The sequence below is a fragment of the Rothia koreensis genome (assembly GCF_052232265.1).
GTDB classification, from domain to species: Bacteria; Actinomycetota; Actinomycetes; order Actinomycetales; family Micrococcaceae; genus Rothia; species Rothia koreensis.
On record NZ_CP197643.1, the window covers coordinates 995,852 to 1,015,737 of the forward strand.

The following is a 19,886-nucleotide window of genomic DNA, read 5'->3' on the forward strand; positions in this document are numbered from 1 at the left end:
TCGCGCGGCGGGACGGGACTTGGGACTCTGGGTCGACGTGCCATACGACGGTCAGTCTATCGAGGCGGCCGTCTCCGGGTTTTCCGATGAGGCGTCCTCCGCGGAGTTCCGCCCGATCCGGCTGTGACGGCGCGAATAGAGGAAGTAGACCACAATGCCGAGGGCGAGCCAGATGACGAAGCGGATCCACGTTTCCAAGGGCAGGTTCATCATCAGGTAGAAGCAGACGATTGCCGAGACGATCGGGAGGACCGGAACGAACGGAACCTTGAAGGAGCGTTTCAGATCGGGGCGCTTCTTGCGGAGGACGATCACGCCCACCGAGACCAGGACGAAGGCCGAGAGGGTGCCGATGTTCACGAGATCGGCGAGTTTGGCCAGCGGAACAAAGGCTGCGAGCAGCGCGATGGCCAGGCCGGCGAGCATCGTGAAGCGGTACGGGGTCCTGAACTTGGGATGTGTCTTGCCCAAAGCCTGGGGGAGAAGATTGTCGCGTGACATCGAGAACCCGACGCGGGTCTGGCCGAGGAACAGGATCATGGTCACCACGATCAGGCCGATGCAGGCGCCGATCGCGATGATGTTTCCCATGGCCGGGAGGCCGTTGTTGGTGAAGGCCGTCGCGAGCGGGGCGCCGTCCTTCGGGTCGATGTCCTTGTAGTTCTGCATGCCGGTGATGACCAGCGAGACGCCCGCGTACAAGATGGTGACGATGGCCAGGGAACCGAAGATGCCGATGGGCAGGTCCCTTGCGGGTTGCGGGTCTCCTCAGCGGTGGTGGCCACGATGTCGAAGCCGATGAACGCGAAGAACACCATGGCCGCGGCCGCCAACACACCTCCGATCCCGAACACGCTGGGCGCGATGCCGAAGAGCGACTGGACCAGCGGAAGCGTGAGTGCGCTGCCGTCCGCCTCGCTCGCTCCTTGGGCGGGCGGGATGAACGGAACCCAGTTGGAGACCTTGACGAAGAAGATGCCGACGATGATCACGGCGAAGACGACCAGGAGTTTGATGCCGGTGACCACCTGGTTGAGTCGGCTCGACAGTTTGACGCCGGTGATCAGGACGACCGTCAGGGCCGCGACCAGCAAGAAAGCGGGAAGGTTGATCCAGCCGGTCTCGGTCGAGGCCAGGGCGTCCGGGATGGCGAGTGGCGTATCCGCGAGCAGGACCCCCAAGTATTGACTGAACGATGTCGCCAGCGCGGCCGCGCCGACCGTGAATTCGAGGATGAGGTCCCACCCGATGATCCAGGCGGCCAGTTCTCCGAGGGTCGCGTACGTGAAGGTGTAGGCGGAACCGGCGACCGGCACCGTCGAGGCCAGCTCGGCGTAGCACATGGCCGCCAGCCCGCAGGCGAGCCCGGCGATGAGGAAGGACAGGACAATGGCGGGCCCCGCATTGGTTGCGGCGGCATGGCCAGTCAGGACGAAGATGCCCGCGCCGACGCACACGCCGACGCCGAAAACGATGAGATCGAGTGCGCCAAGGTTCTTCTTGAGCTGATGCTCGGGTTCCTCGGTGTCCCGAATGCTCTGCTCGACGGACTTGGTGCGAAATAGCCCAGAGGTCATGATGACTCCTTGCGTCTCAGGGCAGGCCTACAATATTGACGCTTGAGCATACGCCGAGTTAAGCGGATTGGGACGCCGAATCTCAGGATGTGAGACATTTAGGCATCCTCCATTCGCCTAGTAGAGCGGGGTAGGTCTGCGACCTTTGGTAGGGTCCCAGTGGTTGAGGGCACATCGTCGAGGTTGAGCCAGGAGCACATATGAAGAAGCGAATCGAAGTCGTCGGTGCAATCCTGATGCGTGGTGAAGCTGTGTTCGCAGCGCGGCGAGGTCCTGGAATGACACTAGAGGGATACTGGGAGTTTCCGGGCGGCAAAATTAACCCAGGAGAAACGCCTCAATCCGCTTTGGCTCGGGAAATGCGCGAAGAACTAAACTGCGAAGTCGAGGTCGGTGAGTTTGTCACCACGACCGAGCACGAGTACGACTTCGGAATCGTCGTCTTGTCTACGTATAAGTGCACCATCAAGGGCACAGAACCTGAACTTTCCGAACACGCCGAAATATGCTGGGTGCCTGTCAGCGAACTCGGCGGGCTCTCATGGGCACCCGCAGATGTGCCGGCAGTGGAAATTATCCAGGGCGATCAGTGCGCATGACAGCATTGCAATCGGGACTTCGCGCAGACCTCGAGTACGGGTTTGTTGATCGTCTTGCAGCGTCCGACCGGCGCCAGCACCCGGAGCTCATCTCGAATGATGGGGAAGTGACCATGCTCCGGGCGATTGAAACGGAGTTGAAGAAGTCCAGCCGGTTCGTATTCTCGGTGGCATTCATCAGCTCCGGAGCCCTGGCCTTACTGAAGCAGTGCCTTCTGGATTTCCAAGGCAGGGGAACCATCATAACCTCGACCTATTTGGGATTCAACGATCCCGATATGTTCCATGAATTGTTAGCGCTAAAGAATATTGATGTCCACGTCTATCCAGATGAGGCATCCGGATTCCACCCCAAAGGATATCTATTTGATCAGGAATCTGGGCAGACTGTCATTGTGGGCAGCTCAAACCTCACCCGAAAGGCGTTGCTTACTAACCAGGAGTGGAACCTTAAATTTGCGGCGGCGCCTGAGGGGCAAATTACGGAGCAGGTCCAGCAGGCGCTCGAGAGGCAGCTGCGGAAGTCTGAGCAGTTGACCCCGGAGTGGATTGAGCGGTATCGAGAGGAACGGGTCGCGCCTGCCGGACCAGACGAACGTGAGGCCGGTCCTCGTGACGTGCTCCCGAGCGGTGGCATCATTCCAAATGACATGCAGGCTCGAGCTCTCGAATCGCTTGCACGTCTGAGACAGGAGGGAGAGAAGCGTGGATTAGTTGTCTCCGCTACTGGGACAGGAAAGACGATCCTGGCCGCCCTCGAAGTAAAACAAGCTCGGCCTAAGAGATGCCTGTTCCTGGCGCACACCGAGGGAATTCTGAATAAAGCGAAGGAAGAGTTCGCTCGAGTACTGGGTGTCGGCGTAAATGAAATAGGGTCAATCGGCGGCGGGAAACATCAAAGAGATCGAGAACTGACTTTTTCGACCGTCCAGTCGATGTACCGGGAAATTGAGGCCGGAAATTTCTCTCCAACTGCTTTTGACTACATACTCATCGATGAAACTCATCGGGCGGGCGCGAAAACGTACTTGCAAATTGTCGATTATTTCTCCCCTAGGTTCCTGTTGGGGCTAACCGCCACCCCAGATCGCATGGATGACTTCAACATCTACCGGCTATTTGACTACAACGTTGCGTGCGACATCCGTCTGCAAGATGCCCTAGAGGTGGGGATGCTGGCTCCGTTTAATTACTATGGCGTATGCGATTATACGGACTTGAGTGGAAACACGGTCAGCGACACGAGTGAACTCGCGAAGTTAGTGACTGAAGAGCGCCTCGGGTATGTCCTTAAGATGATCAAAACGGCTCTTCGCAGTTGAGGGGGTAGGTGGCTGAGCGCGTCGGTCGCCGGATGAGGGTCGAGGCCTTCCGATGATGGAAGTTCTCACACTGACCATCTGCCGGAAGACCTCGACGTGCACCACGCTACCTTCGCGACCCCTGATCTGACCGTGTTCTGCCATCTCGACGAGCTCGGCCTCGTGGCCACCGGTCAGCTTTTTGAGCCGGATCGCGCGGTGATCGAGTGCCGCGTCGCCGAGCCGGATCCGTGGTGCCGGGGATGCGGTAGCCAGGCGCTCTCGCGCGGGACGGACACGCGGCGTCTCGCCCACGAGCCGTTCGGTCATCGCCCGACGACGCTGCTGGTCCGGGTCCGCCGCTACAAGTGCTCGGGATGCGGACGGTCCTGGCGTGAGGACCTCACGGCAGCGGCGCCCGAGCGAGCCAAGCTGTCCCGTAGCGGGATGCGGTGGGCGTTGGAAGCGCTCGTGATCGACCACCTCACCGTCGCCCGCGTCGCCGCCGGACTCGGTGTCGGTTGGCACACGGCGAACAACGCGGTCCTCGCTGAAGGGCGTCGAGTGCTGATCGACGATCCCGCCCGGTTCGACGGCGTCGCCGTGATCGGCGTCGACGAGCACGTCTGGCGCCACACGAGAGTCGGCGACAAGTACGTCACCGTCATCATCGACCTCACCCCGAACCGCGACAAGACCGGCCCCGCCCGTCTGCTGGACATGATCGAGGGTCGCTCGAAAGCCGTGTTCAAGACCTGGCTCGCCGCACGCCCGCAGGACTGGCGCGATGGTGTCGAGGTCGTCGCGATGGACGGGTTCACCGGCTTCAAGACCGCCGTCAGCGAGGAGCTCCCGGACGCGCAGGCGGTGATGGACCCGTTCCACGTCGTCCGCCTCGCCGGCGACGCCCTCGACACCTGCCGTCGTCGCGTCCAGCAGTGCCTGCACGGCCGGCGGGGCCGCAAAAACGATCCGCTCTACAAGGCCCGCCGCATCCTCCACACCGGCGCGCAGCTGCTCACTGACCGGCAGCAGACCCGTCTCGAGGCACTGTTCGCGGTCTCCGAGCACGTCGAGGTCGAGGCGACCTGGGGCATCTACCAGCGCGTGATCGCTGCCTACCGCGAACCCGATCGGAAGACGGCGAAGAAGCTGATGACAGCCGTCATCGATTCCGTCTCCAGCGGCGTCCCCGCCGCGCTCGTGGAGGTCCGCAAGCTCGGCCGCACGCTCAAGCAGCGCGCCGCCGACATCCTCGCGTTCTTCGACCGGCCCGGCACGTCCAACGGGCCAACAGAGGCGATCAACGGGCGCCTGGAACACCTCCGCGGCTCCGCCCTCGGATTCCGGAACCTCACGAACTACATAGCCCGATCGCTGCTCGACACCGGCGGCTTCAGGAGCCACCTACCCCCTCAACTGCGAAGAGCCGACAACGCTTGGAGATGACACGGTCCGGAAGATCCTAGATCCGGTCGATCTTGCGAAAATTCACTTATTTGTGCGTAAGCATATCGCTGAAAGTCGAGATTTCTACTACCTCGGTAGGGCATCCCCCCGCGCAGCGGAAAATTGTCATATGCCGGGAGTTTCCGGATCTTCGAAGGTGGTGAGGATGAAACTCGACATGGAAAGACCAGTCTCGGCTGAGTTGTATGACTACTTCGAAGGAATCTCGGAATGGTGAGCCCTCCGGGGTCAAGACCCCTCAACGGGTCATCATCGCCCACTGCGGTAGTCGGTCGTCGTCCTGCATCGCGGGTGGCGAGGCCTAATGACACCCGGCGTGTCGTTCTGAATGAAAGACATATGCCGGGGACCTCCCCGTATCGGTGGGGTGTCTTCGTGTGTTGCTCTGCGGCGACTTGCAGATTCCCACCCCGCTGAAAGAAAAGTAAGCTGGGTCACCATAGACGCGCCCAGTCCGATCGACAGTCCAGGAAAACGAGGTCACCGATGTCCCAGAGCCAGGAACCGCAGGAGCAGGGTCAGAGAAAGCTCCTCTGGCGCCCCACCCGGGAATCGATCGAACAGTCCCGGATGTACGCGTTTGCTCGCCGCATCGAGCAGAAGTACGACGTCGACCTTCCTGACTATGCTTCCCTCCACGCCTGGTCGATCGAGAACCTCGAAGACTTTTGGAAGGAGGTCTGGGAGTGGTTCGGCATCGTGGCCTCGAAGACGTCGGACCAGGTCCTGACGACTCGGAAGATGCCGGGCGCGAAATGGTTCCCCGGGGCTTGCCTGAACTACGCCGAGAATTCCCTCCGTGCGGCGAAGACGCGGCCGAACGACGTCGCCATCATCGGCGACCACGAAACCGCGGAACGCACCGAGACCACGTGGGCGGACCTCGAGGCGCAGGTCGCCTCGCTCGCGAAAAAGCTCCGTGACCTGGGCGTCGAGCCCGGCGACCGCGTCGCCGCCGTCCTGCCCAACATTCCGGAGACCGTCGTCGCGCTCATGGCGACGGCCTCGGTCGGTGCGATCTGGTCGGTGGTCAATACCGACTTCGGGCCGCCCGCCGTCGCGGACCGGTTCGCCCAGATTGAACCGAAGGTCCTCTTCACCGTGGACGGCTACACATACAACGGGACCCTGCGCGACATGACCGAGACGGTGCAGCCACAGCGCGAGCACCTGCCGACGGTCGAACACGTGATCATGATCGACCAGTGCGACCCGTCCGAGGTCGGCAGCATCCCCGCGGACGTCAGTCTGTTCTCGGACATCGTCGCGGTCCCGGCAGAACCACGGTACGAGCAGGTCCCCTTCGGCCATCCCCTCTGGATCCTCTACTCGTCCGGGACCACCGGCAAGCCCAAGGGCATCGTTCATTCCCACGGCGGCGTCACCCTCGAATTCGTGAAGTCCCTGGGACTCCACGCCGGGGTCGGCGAGGAGGACATCGTCTACATCGCCGTCGCGACGACCTGGATGATGTGGAACATGCACATGGGGAACCTGCTGGTCGGCAGTACGATCCTGGTCTACGACGGGTCGCCCGCGTACAACGGACCGGACAAATCCCTGGAACTCGTCGCGCGCAACAAAGTCACCTTCTTCGGCACAGGCGCCGGAATCCTCAGCATGGCCCAGCGCGCGGGCCTCCACCCCAACACGACCTACGACTTCTCGGCCCTGAACGGCATCCTGGTGACCGGATCGCCCCTTCCCGATCCCGCGTGGGACTGGGTCTACGACGCCATCAGCCCGGACGTCCGGCTGGGCTCGGACTCAGGCGGCACCGACGTCACGACGGCCTTCGTCGGCAGCAACCCGTACATGGACGTCTACAAGGGCGAGATCATGGGCCCGTACCTCGGGGTCGACGCGCAGTCCTGGAATTCTGAGGGGCGGCGCGTCTGGGACGAGGTCGGCGAACTCGTGATGACGGTGCCCATGCCGAGCATGCCCGTTTTCTTCTGGAACGACGACGACGGCAGCCGGTACCACGATGCCTACTTCGATCTCTTCCCCGGAACCTGGCGCCAGGGCGACTGGACGACCCAGCGCCGCGACGGCCGGATGGTCATCCACGGTCGTTCCGATTCCACGATCAACCGTGGAGGAATACGCATGGGCTCCGCCGACATCACGGACATCGTCGACCAGGTCGACGGCGTCGCCGCGTCCATGGTGATCGGCGCCGAACTCGCCGGGGGCGACTACTACATGCCGTTGTTCGTGGTTCCCCAGCCCGGAAAGCGGCTCACGGACGAGCTCAAGGCCGAGATCGTGCATACGATCCGGACCCGGATCTCGCCCCGCTACGTCCCGGACGAATTCATCGAGGCCCCCGCGGTTCCCCGTACCCGCACCGGGAAACTCATGGAGATCCCGGTCAAGAGACTCTTTCAGGGGGCGGATCCGGGAACCTTGAACCGGGCCAGTGCGGAGGACGCGACGGTCCTGGACTGGTACGCCCAGGCGGCCGGGATCTTCCGGGAGAGTCGGGGTGCCGGCGGCCGCTGAGTGCCGCTCGCGGTCCCCGCCCTTTTTCGGGACCGGCTTGCCCGGGGCGGCGTCTCCATACCGGCGCGACGTGGCAATCGCGTGCAGAATTCCGCGCGAAGTGGCAGTTTTGAGCGATTTTGGCTGCCAAAAAAGCACGAGATTGCCACCTCGGGCCGTGGACCGCACGAGATTGCCACCTCGAGCCGGCGCCCGCACAAAATGCCACTTCGGGGCCGAACAGCGACCAGCCCCCCCGGACCGAACAGCCCGTTGTGCTCACTAGCCCCGGTGGGGCACAGACAACGACGACCTCACAACCGGCGTGCCCTGGCTCTGAGCAGGCGTTGAACTTCTCGAGCAAACAAGGGAGCGCCGGCCTGGGTCAGACGCCCAGGGAGATCGACGCCGTACCCGGACTGATCTCGTTGCGACCAATACTGCAGTTGTGAGTCAAGCACTCGAAGGCGCGATCCCTCGTCGGTAAACTCCACCACCTGCATCAGGAAGCTGTCCGCATCCATGACCTCAAAATGCAGGGAGTCGTTGACGTCGGTGGCCCACGTCAGGAGTCCGACATCGTTGGTCACGAGTGCGTCCACCGGTTTGTGGCGTGCTGCCTCGACCACATGAAGGTCGTGAGGGTCCGGGAAGTCCTGGTATTCCGCGCGATGGGGGTCGACTGTGAACCCGGTGATCATCTTCGAGGTCGTCATCTTTTCGAGGTGCTTCCACCAGCGATCGAGCAAGTTGCCGTCGGCATCCGGGAACTTCCGGCGAGTGTGGTAATCCACCTCCGCCTGAATATCTCGGGTATGGAATATCTCGTACACTTGCTCCTCGGTCGCGAAGCTGAGGAGGTAGATCCAATCCCGCAACGTCTTGGACAGATGAATATTCGCATCGAGCAGGATCGAGTACGTGTCCAAGGTCATGGAATGATTTTAGGTCAGTGGCGATCACACCTGCGGTTGCTCGTTCATGCCGATCTCGGCCTCGCTGTCCCTCAGCTGGGCAAACGCAGCGAACCTTTCGGCGAGTTGTTTTTGGCGGAAGGTCTCGACGTCCTCAGCGTTGATGCGAAAATGGCTGCCCACCTTGTGAGCGGGGATTTTCTGCTCTTTGATGAGCTTCATCAAGGTCGGACGGGACATCCCGAGCTGACGTGCCGCGACCGTGGTGGTGAGTTCTTTGGTCTCTGAGCCGACGACGACTTTCTTTCCCTCGCTCAGCAAAATGATCACCTGTTCCAGGATTTGCGACAGCTCCGGACCCAAGTCCCGGGCCGGTGACCCTTTCACCTCAACGGTCACCTTGAGATCGGTAAGTCCTGACGAATCGATCTGCAAACCCCGGACAAGTTGCCGTGCCTTCTCATGTGGTGTGGCGTCGGCCTGGAGACGATCCAAGGCCATGGAGCTCGATGCCTGCATGGTCCCTCCTGTTTTTCACCGATCCTAGAACCCAAGTGAAATAACTGCAACCGATTGCACTTGCTTCGGAGGGACGTCCCCACCTACCGTCGCATCCGGATGCCGCGCGGTGTCGTGTAGAAGCCCGCCGCGACCAAGCTGTCGCGGAGCACGGCGATGGGGGCGCGCTCGCCGTCGTCGCTCGTGGTCCCGCGCTCGAGAATCGACAGGCCGTTGACTTTCTCGACCACGAGCTTGTCCACGGCCCCGATCCGCACGGCAGAGGCGACAGCGGGGCCCGCGAGGTCCAGGGCGGTTTCGTCCGTGGAAAAGGCCAACATCGTTTTTCCGCCCCGTTCGATGTACAGCACCGGGGCGCCATCCACCAACACCACCAGGGACCCGGCCTTCCTGCCGGGCCTGGCCATGCGGGACTCGTCGTCCTGTCCATCGGACGTGCGACCGAGCAGTCGCGCCGGGGGAACGGCGTCGGGCCATGGCAGTGCGGCACCGTAGGCATTCGCGGGATCGCTCGCGGCCAGGATCACCGATTCGGGGGAGCGCGGTTCCGATGCCGATTCCCTGAGCTGGTCGTCAATTGTCGAGGACCTGAGGATGTCCACGGTCGAGGGAGCGGCGAACTGGGCCCCTCCAAGACCCTCGATGAAATATCCGCGCCGGGCTTCTCCCTGGTCCTCCTGCGCGGTCAGGATCTGGTAGACCGCCGCGAAGCCGCCCGGAGTCTCCTCCTGGGCAACGGCGCCCCTGGTCAGCACCCCGTAACGGTCCAGCATGAGCTGAGCCATCGCGACGGCGCGCACGGTCACGTCCAGGGGGTCGTCGTCGAGGAACGCGCTCACCCTCGACCACCGGCCGCTCAGCTCACGTTCGCGTTGGGGACTCAGCCCTGACATCCCCGCGGGCGAATCACCCAGTCCACCCGGCGAGGGCTCCAACCCGGTGGACGACGACGGGTCCGCACCGGATCCCATGGGGCGTCGGCCAAGGCGTGCGGTGGCGATTCGTCCGGCGCCTCGACGGCCCCTCGACCGGGACCTTCCCGGTGCCTTGGGGCGAGCATGGGCGGATTTGCCTCCGTCCAGGAACGCACGGAGCGGGCCGGCCGTGTCATTGGTGATCAGCCCGGCCCACACCAGGTCCCACAGTGCGTCGCCCGCGGTGCCGAGAGCCAGACCGGCCCGCGCCGCGATACGAGGAAGGAAATCCGCCCCCTCACCCATAGCATCGAATACTTTTCGGGCGTCGTCGCTCAGGTCCTCCAATCGCTGCGGCGGTTCCGGGGGCACGGTCAGGTCTGCCGATTCGGCCAGATGCAGGCTCACCCACCCGTCCTGCCCCGGAATCGTGCCCGAACCGGTCCACAGGACGTCTCCGCGGGACATTGCCTCGTCCAGCATGCGGGGCTGGTATCCGTGGATACGGGCGGGCAGCACCAGGGTCTCGAGCGCCGAGGCCGGTACGGGGAAGCCCGCGAGCTGGTCGACGACGGTGAGCAGGCCGTCGGAATCGTCCACGCGCGGGTCGTCGGCCGCCCCGTCCGCCCTGACATGCTGCCAGGCGGGAAGGAACCGAGCGTAGGTCGCGCCGTCGACCGGTTCGATCTGGGACCTCAGCTTGGCCAGGGAACGACGCCGGATCGTGCGGAGCACCCCCGCGTCGCACCATTCCACGGCCTGCTCCCCGCCGGCCTGCTCCCCGCCGGCCTGCCCGCGAGTCAGCTCCGGGGGCAGGAAGCGCCCCTGAACCACGCGACGGTCCACGGCCAGACGGTGCAGGATCGTCTCGACGACGGCCGTCCCCAAGCCCAGAGCCTCGGCGGCCCGGACGGCCGTGAACGGGCCGTGAGTTCGAGCGAAGCGGGAGACGAGGTCGCCCAGGGGGTCGTCCACGGGCTCGATGAAGGCGTGAGGTACCCCCATGGGCAGCGGGGCGCCCAGACCATCGCGCAAGCGGGCGGCGTCCTCGACCGCGGCAACCCGTTCCTCACCCGAAATCCTGGTGATGAAAGCCCGGTTCGCATCCACCAGTTGCTGGGAGAACGCGCTCGCGTCCTCTCCGTCCTCGAGGCGGACGGCGGCGTTGTGCATGGTCAGCGGCCCCAGAATCCGCAAGAGATCCGCGAGACCCTCGACGCCGTGCAACTGTCGGCCCTCGGCCAGGCGCTGCAACTGCGCCTCGGTCTCGCGAATGACGTCCGGGTCCAGCAGCTCACGCAGTTCGTCTTTCCCGAGCAGCTCGGACAGGAGCCCCGGATCGAGAGACAACGCCGCGGCCTTGCGCTCGGCAAGGGGAGAATCGGTGTTGTAGAGGAATTGTCCGACGTATCCGAAGAGCAACGTCTTCGCGAACGGGGACGGCTCGGGCGTCTCGAGCTCGCGCACCGTGATGCGCCGGGACTCGATGCTCTCGTGGATGCGCCGCAGGGCCGGAAGATCGTAGACATCCTGGAGGCATTCGCGCACGGTCTCCAGGATGATCGGGAAATTCGGGTGCTTCCGCGCGACGTCGAGCAACTGGGCCGAACGCTGGCGCTGTTGCCACAGCGGTGTCCGTTTGCCCGGGTCACGACGCGGCAGGAGCAGGGCACGTGCGGAGCACTCCCTGAAACGCGAAGCGAAGAGCGCAGAGGAGCCGACCTGCTCGGTCACGACAGCTTCGATCTCGTCCGGCTCGAACATGAACAGGTCGGCACCGGGAGGATTCTCTTCCATGGCCGGTATGCGCAGAACAATGCCGTCGTCCGCCGCCATGGCGGAGCCGTCCAGACCGTAGAGCTCGTCGATGCGCGCTCCCACGGCCAGGGCCCACGGGGCGTGCACCGGCATCCCGTAGGGCGAGTGCAGGATGACCCTCCAGTCGCCGAGTTCGTCGCGGAAGCGTTCGACGACGACGGTCTTCTCGCTGGGTACCTGACCGGTGGCCACGCGTTGTTCGTCCACGTAGGCGCACAGGTTGTCGACCGCCCAGTCGTCCAGCCCGGCGTCGGCCAGTCGCTCGCGGGCCGCAGCCGCGCCCTCGTCGCCCTCGGACAGCGCCGCCGCCAACTCGCGGGTGAATCGTCCAGTCGCTTCGCCCAGGTCCACGGGTCGCCCCGGACCGTCGCCGTGCCAGAAGGGAAGCTTGCCGACCTGGCCCGGTGCGGGAGTCACGTTCACGCGGTCGTGGGTGATGTCCTCGATGCGCCAGCTCGTGGCACCCAGTGCGATGACGTCGCCGGAGCGAGACTCGTAGACCATCTCCTCATCGAGCTCACCGACGCGTTTCGGGCCGCGGGCCTGCTCGTCGGAGCCGACAATGTACACCGGGTACAAACCGCGATCCGGGATCGTGCCTCCCGACGTGACGGCGACGCGTTGGGCGCCGGGGCGGGGCTCAAGGGTTCCCGCGTCCCGATCCCAGACGAGCCGAGGGCGCAACTCGGCAAATTCGTCGGAGGGGTACTTTCCGGCGAGGAGGTCGAGGACGGCGTCGAACGCGGACCGCGGCAGCGCAGCGAACGGTGCCGTATGTCGTACGGCGTCGAACCACGCCTCGACGTCGATCGGTCCGAGGGCGCATGCGGCGACCGTCTGTTGGGCGAGGACGTCCAGAGGATTGGCAGGGATGTGCAACGGTTCGATGGCGCCGGAACGCATCCGTTCCACGGTGACGGTGGATGAGAGGAGATCGCCTCGATGCTTCGGGTACATCACGGCGCGCGAGACCTCGCCGACCTGGTGCCCGGCGCGACCCACGCGCTGGAGGCCGCTGGCGACGCTCGGCGGGGACTCGACTTGGATCACGAGGTCCACGGCGCCCATGTCGATTCCCAGCTCCAGGGAGCTCGTGGCGACGACGCAGCGGAGACTGCCCGATTTCAAGGCGTCTTCGATCATGGCCCGTTGGTCCTTGGACACCGACCCGTGATGGGCCCGCGCAAGTTCGGCCGGCGCCGTGCCCGAGGTCAGGTGGTTCACCGCGGCCGGCGCGTAGGGGACCTCGTTGCCGTCGGGAAGGACGCCGGGATCGCCGGGTTCCGGGCCGTTCCCCGGGCCCCTCTGCGAGTTCCGCCCCGGGGTCCCGGAAGGTACGTTGCCTCGTTGCTCTTCCCGGAACGCGTGGACTTCGTTGAGTCGCGACGTCAGCCTTTCCGCGAGCCCGCGGGAATTGGCGAAGACGATGGTGGACCGATTGGCCTCGATCAGGTCGACCATTCGTTCCTCGACATGCGGCCAGATGGACGCGACAACGGTGTGAGGCGGCTCGGGAGGGAGTGGCCTGGACGTCGAACGCTCGCCCTCTTCGGGTCCTTCGTTCCGTGTCAGGGGAGATTCGAGGTCCAGCCCCAGAGCGTCCTCGAGAGTCGCCGTGCCGGAGGATGCCGATCCCGCGCTGACGCCCGAACGCTGTTCCGGCAGATCGGTCCGGGGCACCGGCGTCGTCAGGTTGGACATGTCGGGGACCGGCACCGAGACGGACAGGTCCCAGTTCTTGACCGCTTCGGGTCGGACAACACTCACGGGGGAGGTGCCGCCCAGGAACCGTGCGACCGTCTCCACGGGTTCGACCGTGGCCGAGAGCCCGATGCGTTGAGCCGGTCGGGGCAGGATGCGGTCCAGGCGCTCGAGGGAGACCGCCAGGTGGGCGCCGCGTTTGGTCCCCGCGACCGCATGCACCTCGTCCACGATCACGGTGTCGACCTGGGACAGGCTCGACCGCGCCTTGGAGGTCAGCATCAGGTACAGGGATTCCGGCGTCGTGATGAGGATGTCCGGCGGATCGGTGAGCAGTTGCCGTCTTTCCTTCGCCGGAGTGTCTCCCGAACGGATCCCGACCGAGACCTCGTTGGGCTCGGTCCCTTGGTACCTGGCGGTCTGGGCGATTCCGACCAGGGGAGACCGGAGGTTTCTCTCGACGTCCACGCCCAAGGCTTTGAGCGGGGATATGTAGAGCACCTTGGTGCGGTTGGTGGCCTTCTTGCGGCGGGACTTCGCTCGCTGAGTGCCCGAGTCCGGTGTGTCCTCCGAGGATTCGTGATCCGCGGACGAATCGGTTCGCTGCGTCGGCGCGCTCTGGCTGCCGTTGGTGTGCATGAGCCTGTCGAGGGCCCAGAGGAAAGCGGCGAGGGTCTTGCCGGATCCGGTCGGTGCCACGACGAGGGCGTGACGCCCCTGGGCAATCGCGTCCCAGGCGCCGTCCTGAGCCGAGGTGGGCTGCCTGAAGGCACCCGTGAACCATTCACGGGTTGCTGGACTGAATCGTTCGAGAGCCGATGGCATATCTCCTATTGTGCCTCTGGTTCCTCTGAGGTTTCGTGTCTCTTGTCTCCGGAAGCCGACGTCGCCCGCGGGAGTCGTGCATCACATTTGAGTCACGCCGGGACATCGGCGGAATAGGCTGAGCGCGCCATCCGTTTACCCGTAAAGCAATGCGCGTCCGGTCCGGACGTACCCCTCAGATGAAGGAATTCGAATGATCGATACTGTTACCCAGGCCCAACTGACCGACGAGGATCTGCACCTGCTCTTCAACACCCGCACGGTCAGCGAATTCGAGGACGTCGAGGTCACCGAGGACCAGAAGCGCGCCATTTACGAGCTGGCGAAAATGGGGCCGACGGCCTTCAATTCGCAGCCTCTCCACGTCGTGTGGGTCGAGAAGGGGGAGAACCGCGACCGCCTGGTCTCGCACATGATGACCGGAAACCAGCCCAAGACCTCCGGTGCGCCCCTGGTCGCCGTGCTGGCCGTGGACACGAAGTGGCACCACAAATTCGACAAGTTCCTGCCGGCTCGCCCGCAGATGGGCCAGATGTACCTGGACAACCCCGAGCTTGCTGCCTCGACGGGACGGGACAACGCCTTCATCCAGGTCGGTTACTTCGTGATGGCCGTTCGGGCCCTGGGCCTCGCGGCCGGCCCGATGACCGGTTTCGATCCCGCGGGCGTGGACGAGGACCTGCTTGCGGGTACTGACTTGAACTCGCTGGTCGTCGTCAATATCGGCAAGGGCGTGGATCCGGCCTACGACCGTTCCCCGCGTTACGCCTACGAGGAATCCACGACCACGCTCTGAGCCCCGAGGGTCATCAGCGCTGGACGCCGACCTTGCTCACGGACAGTTGCTGAACAGACTGATTCGCGCACGCCGACATCGGGAAGCTGACATCCAGAACCTGTCCGCTTCCCGGTGCGGCAATGCGAAGACCGGAGGCGCTGGTCTTCTGGCAGGTTTCTCCGTAGAGACCCGGTTGCGTGCTCCGGAGGACCGCCGACGTCGAACCGCCCGGTTCCAGCGTCGCTCCGTTCCCGGCCAGTTCCGTTGCCTGCATCGCAGGAGGCCCGATGACCTGCCCCGAACCGTCGAGGAAATTGACGGTGGGGTAGCCGGAGAGCTTGCACGAATCGGAGCCCGAGTTCGTGAAGGTGAGGTTGTAGTCCGTCGATCCGGCCGCGTTGCCGGATTCCTCGATGGCTACTTTCAGCGCCCCGTCTCCACAGGTTGAGCCCTTGGCTCCTTGAGGAGACGACGGGTCCGGTGAAGCGGGATCCGTCGAGGGCGGCTGGTCGCTCGGCTCCGATGCACCGGGCTGACCCTCCGCCGGTGCGCTCGATACCGTTCCGGATGGCTCCGGGGTCGGGGATTCTTCGACCACCGAGGGCGTCGGGGCCGGCGTCGTCGGGCTGGGGCCGGGACGCTCCGAAGGCCCCGCAGACGCGGACGACGACGCGGAGGCCGAGCTCGAAGCGGACGGGGCGGCGGAGGAGGACGGCCCGTCTGAGCCGTGCGTCCCGCCCGAGGAGCACGCACTCGTCCCCAGGAGCAGGACTAGCAGACCGGCTCCCGCGAGAGACGTTCTCCAGCGTCGGTTGGTGTCATGGACCATGATTTCAGGGTAGGCGCATTCTCAGAGCGGTTCCACCACATTGCATCCATGCGGGTCCGCTCCGTTCGACCGTGACGCCGGCGCCCCTTACATTCCGGGTTTGAGAGTTACTGTCGCGCCGTCGAGCCCTTCGTTGTACTCGGTCTGGCACGCCAGGCGCGAGTAGTCGTTGGCGACGTCATCAATCATCTCGAGCAGGTCTTCCTCGGCCTCGGTGCGTTCGTCGCCCCCGGTCTCGAAATGCTCCGGATCCATGAAAGTGTGGCAGGTCGCGCAGGAGGCGTTGCCCCCGCAGGTGGCCAGCACGGGGTACTGGTTCTTGTGAAGGCATTCCAGAAGGGTCTGGTTGTCCTTCCACTCCACCTCCTGGGCCTCTCCCGACTCATCGACCACGGTGATGTTGATGCTCATTGCTCTCCAAGCTGGACGAATTCTTCTCTCGGGACAGTGTAGGTCGGCTCCAGCGGAAGGAGTAACCGTCCCTTCACAAGGAGTGACCGGAAACATACCGCGCTCTGTCGGCGCGACATGTCCAGTAATCTGGCGACTGATCCTACCTCCAGGAGGCCGCATGAGTCCGAAGCATCCGCACGACCAACCGGAAGAGCAGTTCCTGTTCTCGCTCGACCTCGCCGAATTCGAGGAGTCGGGAAAGACCTCCCACGGGTCGGGGTCGGCACGGGCTCGGAGCGGTGCGGATCGCGCGGCGGGCCGGAAGACCAGCACGGCCCCCGGCACAGCGAATCAGGGGAGCGCGGAGGGCAGATCCGGGACCTCGGGCGCGGAGCAGGCGCCGACGTCGGAAGCCCGGACGCCGTCCCCGCAGAGTGCGCCGGTTGCTCCGGAGCCGCCGAACCTTGACGAGGCCAAGGCGGAGATGACCCGCGCCGAAGTCGCGGCCTTCCACAGGTCCAAGCCCGAGTACCTGCTGGACCGTGCGCGTCGCGTATTCCACCGCGCCCTGTTGGACGAACGCGTCCTGGTCCTGAACCCGGGCAGTGGTGTCCCTTCCAACGCGGACAAGGACTCCGCCTCGAGCATTCGCTACGCACGCTGCGTGGCCCAGGGCATCGGTGGCGTTCCTGAAACCTCCCGCGCGCCCGGCAAGGGCGTCAGCAGGAATTTCGAACGGGCAGTCGCCGCGTACCTCAAGTCGGTCACGCAGGCCCTCGACGCCGTGAGGCCGGGCGACTGGGTCGTTCGGCGCCTGGGGGACCGGGAGGAATGGACGGCCATCGAGGACGCATCCGAGATTTTCGAGCAATACGACCATGTCTCGGGGATGCGGGAGGCTATTCTCGGCCGTCGAGACCTGCGTGCCCTTCTTGGGCACGACACCGAGATCATGGCCCCCGACGTCGTCATCGCGCGTCATCCCGTCCCTGACTCGGAACTCAACGGTTCGGCCCGACTGGTCGATCCGATGGGACCGTTGGCGGCCTCGACCCCTCTCCGGGCGGCCGTCCAGTCCAAACCGCTGTTGCACGCCGTGGTCTCGTGCAAGTGGACGCTGCGCAGCGACCGTGCCGAGCAGATCAAGGCGGAAGCGCGGCACCTGATCCGGAACCGGCGGGGCAGGGTCCCTCACCTGGTGCTGGTCACGGGGGAGCCGATGCCCTCCCGCATTGCGTCGGTTGCCCTCGGTACGGGAGATCTCGACTGCGTGTATCACTTCGCGCTGCACGAGTTATTGGATGCGATCGACCCCGAGACCGACCCTGCCGGTGCCGAACTTCTTCACACGATGGTCCAGGGAAGGAGACTCCGGGATATCTCGGACCTGCCGCTCGATCTGGCGATCTAGCCCTCGTTCTTTGCCCGCCCCGTGGCCAGCGCGATCGCATGGGCGCGGTTCTGGGCGCCGAGCTTGGTGAAAATGTCATTGGTGTACGACTTGACCGTTCCCACCGCCAGGAAGAGTTGCTGAGCTATCTCGGTGTTGCTTCGGCCGGCCACCATGTGGGTGAGGACTTCGGCTTCTCGGGCGGTCAGGGTGGGGAACCGGTCCCGCGGAGAGATGCTCTGCGGGGAGAAGGAACCGGCGAGTTTCTCACCGATGTCCCGGGTGAACGTGACTTGCCCGGTCGCGGCGGTTCGGATTGCGGCAGCCACTTCTTCTCGGCCGGCGTCCTTGGTCAGGTACCCGCGGGCGCCGCTGGCCAGGGCGCGGGCGATCGAGTCGTCGTCGTCGAATGTGGTCAGCACGAGCACCGCGACGTCGGGATGTGAGGTGCGAAGGGCCGCGGTGGCCTCCGCTCCGTCCATCTCCGGCATCCGGAGGTCCATCAGGACCACGTCCGGCCCGAGTCGGTCGACCATCTCCACCGCTTGTCGGCCGTTTTCGGCCTCGCCCGCGATCTCGATGCCCTCCGTCAGGGAGAGTACTGCGGTCAGGCCGTCACGGACGATGGCTTGGTCGTCCACCACCAGAACGGTGATCACTGAGGCACCTCCAGAGTCACGAGGAATACGGTGTTCTTCTCGACGCGGAGAACGCCTCCGATGGACTCGGCTCGTTCCCGAATCCCCAGGAGCCCGAAGCCTCCACCGACCGAGGAGGTCGGTCCACCCGCCGATGCAGGCGTCCACACGGTCAGACGATACCCGTCCGGAAGAGGCGCCAACCCAATGTGTGCGCACTCGTCCGGTGCGTGCCGACGAGCATTGGTCAAGAACTCCCGCAGGCCACTGAGGAGGACTTCGGCTGATGCTGGGGACATCGCGCCCGTTGCCGCGATCTCGGCCTCCGCGGCAAAGCCCAGTTCTCGGTGGGCCCGGATCAGTTCCTCGGCTCCGGCGTCGAATTCTGGTGCGGGCGCCCTCAGGGCCGCCACGGCACGGCGGGCGTCCTTCAATCCGGATCCGGCCAACTCGCGTGCATCCCTGGCCCGGGACAGCGCAGCGGTATTCTTCCCGGCTTCGATCTCGGCGGCCAGCGCATCCAGCTGAATCGTCAGCCCTCCCAAGCTGTGGGCGAGGACATCATGCAGATCGCGGGCTATGGCCGTACGTTCCTCGGCGGCGGCCGTCCGCGCCCGTTCGTGGGCCGCGGCCAGACGGTCCTGGAGGGCGGCCCGTTCCGCGACGGCGACCGCGTCGGCCTGGCGCCTGAGAAGGCCGAAGGGGATGATCAACAAGAAACCGGCGAAACACCCGATACTCGTGGGCAGGTCCGCTTCGCTGATGACGACCCCCGCACCGACGGCGACGATTCCCTGCCCGTGCGTCAGGAGAATTCGCTGCAACGACATCGTGCTGTCACGGGACTGTCTGAGCAGCCCGGCAAACGCGGGTATCGCTCCGAGGACGTCGGTGCCTGGCCCGCTGAAACCGCCGACGGCGATCATTACCACGTTCAGCGCCAGGAAGGACCGGGTTCCGGGGCGGGTGAAACAAGCCTGGGCGAACCAGCAGGCCAGGGCACAGATTCCAAGAGCGGCGAAGACCGGATGATCCCCGTGGACCAGTCGTGTGGCCAGCGCATAGGTCCAGAGCGCGCAGACCGCGCCCGTGATGATGATCCTCGCGGGACTGGCATACGCCTGGGCAACCTTCGGACCCGAACCGGTTTCAAGCTGTGACACGGTTGTCCACTGTACGTCGGGCGAAGACGGCCCCGTTGACGATCCGGTTGGCGGCAATGACAAGGTATGTCGGCCACATCGAACTCATCAGGTCGTAACCGTGCGCCGAACTGAAGATTCCGAGACCAACGCGCAGGCCGAGGAGCAGAAGCCAAATGGCCAGGCCCTGAACGCCCGCGCGGCTCTCCTGCTCCGGCAGATCCGCGACTGGTTCTTCCTTTCTCCGGGCCCTGGCTTCGGGCCTCGCAACGGTCTTGTCGCTGATGGGCCTGACTTCCGCGAGTTTGGCTTGCCAGAGCCCGAAGGCTGCGCCCGCGACGAGTTCGATGGCGAGGATTCCCACGTCTCCGCCCTTGACCGGGATCGGAGAATGCCAGAGATTGGCCACGGCGATGATTCCCAGAACCATCCCAATTTTCATGTTTCGTTGGGGTCGGACTGGAGACCAGAGGAACTGCCGGAGGCAGATCCATGCGATGAGGACTACGAGAAGAGCGAAACCGGTGAGCGTCGAAGTGTTCATGGCTTCCATGGTTCTTCGCGGAACCGCCCAACCGGCACCCCCGTAGGGTG

Annotated in this window: 16 protein-coding genes and 1 pseudogene; 7 read left to right on the forward strand and 10 right to left on the reverse strand. The window is 64.6% G+C overall.

Features of this window, described 5'->3' with window-relative positions; genetic code table 11:
• Positions 1-51: 51 nt before the first annotated feature.
• Both ACTSLZ_RS04280 and ACTSLZ_RS04285 read right to left on the reverse strand, forming a co-directional pair.
• The gene (locus ACTSLZ_RS04280) at positions 52-213 is read right to left on the reverse strand and encodes an amino acid permease C-terminal domain-containing protein (protein ID WP_443096090.1); all 162 of its coding nucleotides are present in this window, start codon (positions 211-213) and stop codon (positions 52-54) included.
• 27 nt (positions 214-240) lie between these two features.
• Positions 241-1,577, reverse strand: a pseudogene (locus tag ACTSLZ_RS04285) (amino acid permease); the annotation flags it as partial.
• 200 nt (positions 1,578-1,777) lie between these two features.
• On the opposite strand from ACTSLZ_RS04285, the gene ACTSLZ_RS04290 reads away from it, so the two are divergent.
• The 5 genes from ACTSLZ_RS04290 to ACTSLZ_RS04310 all read left to right on the forward strand — a co-directional run bounded on the left by ACTSLZ_RS04290 (position 1,778) and on the right by ACTSLZ_RS04310 (position 7,452).
• The gene (locus tag ACTSLZ_RS04290; protein WP_178980258.1) at positions 1,778-2,176 is read left to right on the forward strand and encodes a (deoxy)nucleoside triphosphate pyrophosphohydrolase; all 399 of its coding nucleotides are present in this window, start codon (positions 1,778-1,780) and stop codon (positions 2,174-2,176) included.
• Positions 2,173-3,498, forward strand: coding sequence for a DEAD/DEAH box helicase family protein (locus ACTSLZ_RS04295; RefSeq protein WP_443095831.1), 1,326 nt, complete (start codon positions 2,173-2,175; stop codon positions 3,496-3,498). Before ACTSLZ_RS04290 ends, ACTSLZ_RS04295 begins: the two co-directional genes overlap by 4 nt.
• Before the next feature lie 96 nt (positions 3,499-3,594).
• Positions 3,595-4,926, forward strand: a complete 1,332-nt coding sequence (locus ACTSLZ_RS04300; protein ID WP_443095832.1) for an ISL3 family transposase — start codon at positions 3,595-3,597, stop codon at positions 4,924-4,926.
• 40 nt (positions 4,927-4,966) lie between these two features.
• The gene (locus tag ACTSLZ_RS04305; RefSeq protein WP_443096091.1) at positions 4,967-5,164 is read left to right on the forward strand and encodes a DUF3427 domain-containing protein; all 198 of its coding nucleotides are present in this window, start codon (positions 4,967-4,969) and stop codon (positions 5,162-5,164) included.
• Positions 5,165-5,433: 269 nt separating this feature from the next.
• Positions 5,434-7,452, forward strand: coding sequence for an acetoacetate--CoA ligase (locus ACTSLZ_RS04310; RefSeq protein WP_443095833.1), 2,019 nt, complete (start codon positions 5,434-5,436; stop codon positions 7,450-7,452).
• 293 nt (positions 7,453-7,745) lie between these two features.
• Here the strand turns inward: ACTSLZ_RS04310 and ACTSLZ_RS04315 are convergent, their stop codons facing one another.
• The 3 genes from ACTSLZ_RS04315 to ACTSLZ_RS04325 form a co-directional block, all read right to left on the reverse strand.
• Positions 7,746-8,366: a PIN domain-containing protein gene (locus ACTSLZ_RS04315; RefSeq protein WP_443095834.1), complete on the reverse strand. Its 621-nt coding sequence runs from the start codon at positions 8,364-8,366 to the stop codon at positions 7,746-7,748.
• A 24-nt stretch (positions 8,367-8,390) separates the two neighbouring features.
• Positions 8,391-8,864, reverse strand: coding sequence for a helix-turn-helix domain-containing protein (locus tag ACTSLZ_RS04320; RefSeq protein WP_443095835.1), 474 nt, complete (start codon positions 8,862-8,864; stop codon positions 8,391-8,393).
• Between the two features lie 83 nt (positions 8,865-8,947).
• On the reverse strand, positions 8,948-14,122 hold the full coding sequence (locus ACTSLZ_RS04325; protein ID WP_443095836.1) for an Lhr family helicase: 5,175 nt from the start codon (positions 14,120-14,122) through the stop codon (positions 8,948-8,950).
• A 193-nt stretch (positions 14,123-14,315) separates the two neighbouring features.
• On the opposite strand from ACTSLZ_RS04325, the gene ACTSLZ_RS04330 reads away from it, so the two are divergent.
• The gene (locus tag ACTSLZ_RS04330) at positions 14,316-14,918 is read left to right on the forward strand and encodes a malonic semialdehyde reductase (RefSeq protein WP_129315136.1); all 603 of its coding nucleotides are present in this window, start codon (positions 14,316-14,318) and stop codon (positions 14,916-14,918) included.
• A 13-nt stretch (positions 14,919-14,931) separates the two neighbouring features.
• On the opposite strand, the gene ACTSLZ_RS04335 is transcribed toward ACTSLZ_RS04330, so the two are convergent.
• Positions 14,932-15,729, reverse strand: a complete 798-nt coding sequence (locus ACTSLZ_RS04335) for a DUF4232 domain-containing protein (RefSeq protein WP_443095837.1) — start codon at positions 15,727-15,729, stop codon at positions 14,932-14,934.
• Positions 15,730-15,816: 87 nt separating this feature from the next.
• Complete coding sequence (locus ACTSLZ_RS04340; RefSeq protein ID WP_129315134.1) at positions 15,817-16,140, reverse strand: 2Fe-2S iron-sulfur cluster-binding protein; 324 nt, start codon at positions 16,138-16,140, stop codon at positions 15,817-15,819.
• 160 nt (positions 16,141-16,300) lie between these two features.
• Here ACTSLZ_RS04340 and ACTSLZ_RS04345 point away from each other — a divergent pair, with 160 nt between their 5' ends.
• Positions 16,301-17,533 (forward strand): NgoMIV family type II restriction endonuclease, encoded by a 1,233-nt coding sequence (locus tag ACTSLZ_RS04345; protein WP_443095838.1) that lies wholly within the window; start codon positions 16,301-16,303, stop codon positions 17,531-17,533.
• Here ACTSLZ_RS04345 and ACTSLZ_RS04350 read toward each other — a convergent pair.
• The 3 genes from ACTSLZ_RS04350 to ACTSLZ_RS04360 are packed head-to-tail and all read right to left on the reverse strand — an operon-like array spanning position 17,530 to position 19,836.
• Positions 17,530-18,171 carry a response regulator transcription factor gene (locus tag ACTSLZ_RS04350; RefSeq protein ID WP_129315132.1) on the reverse strand — a complete coding sequence of 214 codons (642 nt, stop codon included), beginning with the start codon at positions 18,169-18,171 and terminating at the stop codon, positions 17,530-17,532. The genes ACTSLZ_RS04345 and ACTSLZ_RS04350 overlap by 4 nt on opposite strands.
• Complete coding sequence (locus tag ACTSLZ_RS04355; RefSeq protein WP_443095839.1) at positions 18,168-19,313, reverse strand: sensor histidine kinase; 1,146 nt, start codon at positions 19,311-19,313, stop codon at positions 18,168-18,170. Before ACTSLZ_RS04355 ends, ACTSLZ_RS04350 begins: the two co-directional genes overlap by 4 nt.
• Entirely contained in the window at positions 19,300-19,836 is a 537-nt protein-coding gene (locus ACTSLZ_RS04360) for a hypothetical protein (RefSeq protein ID WP_443095840.1), read from the reverse strand. The genes ACTSLZ_RS04355 and ACTSLZ_RS04360 overlap by 14 nt, the downstream gene beginning before the upstream one ends.
• Between the last annotated feature and the right edge of the window lie 50 nt (positions 19,837-19,886).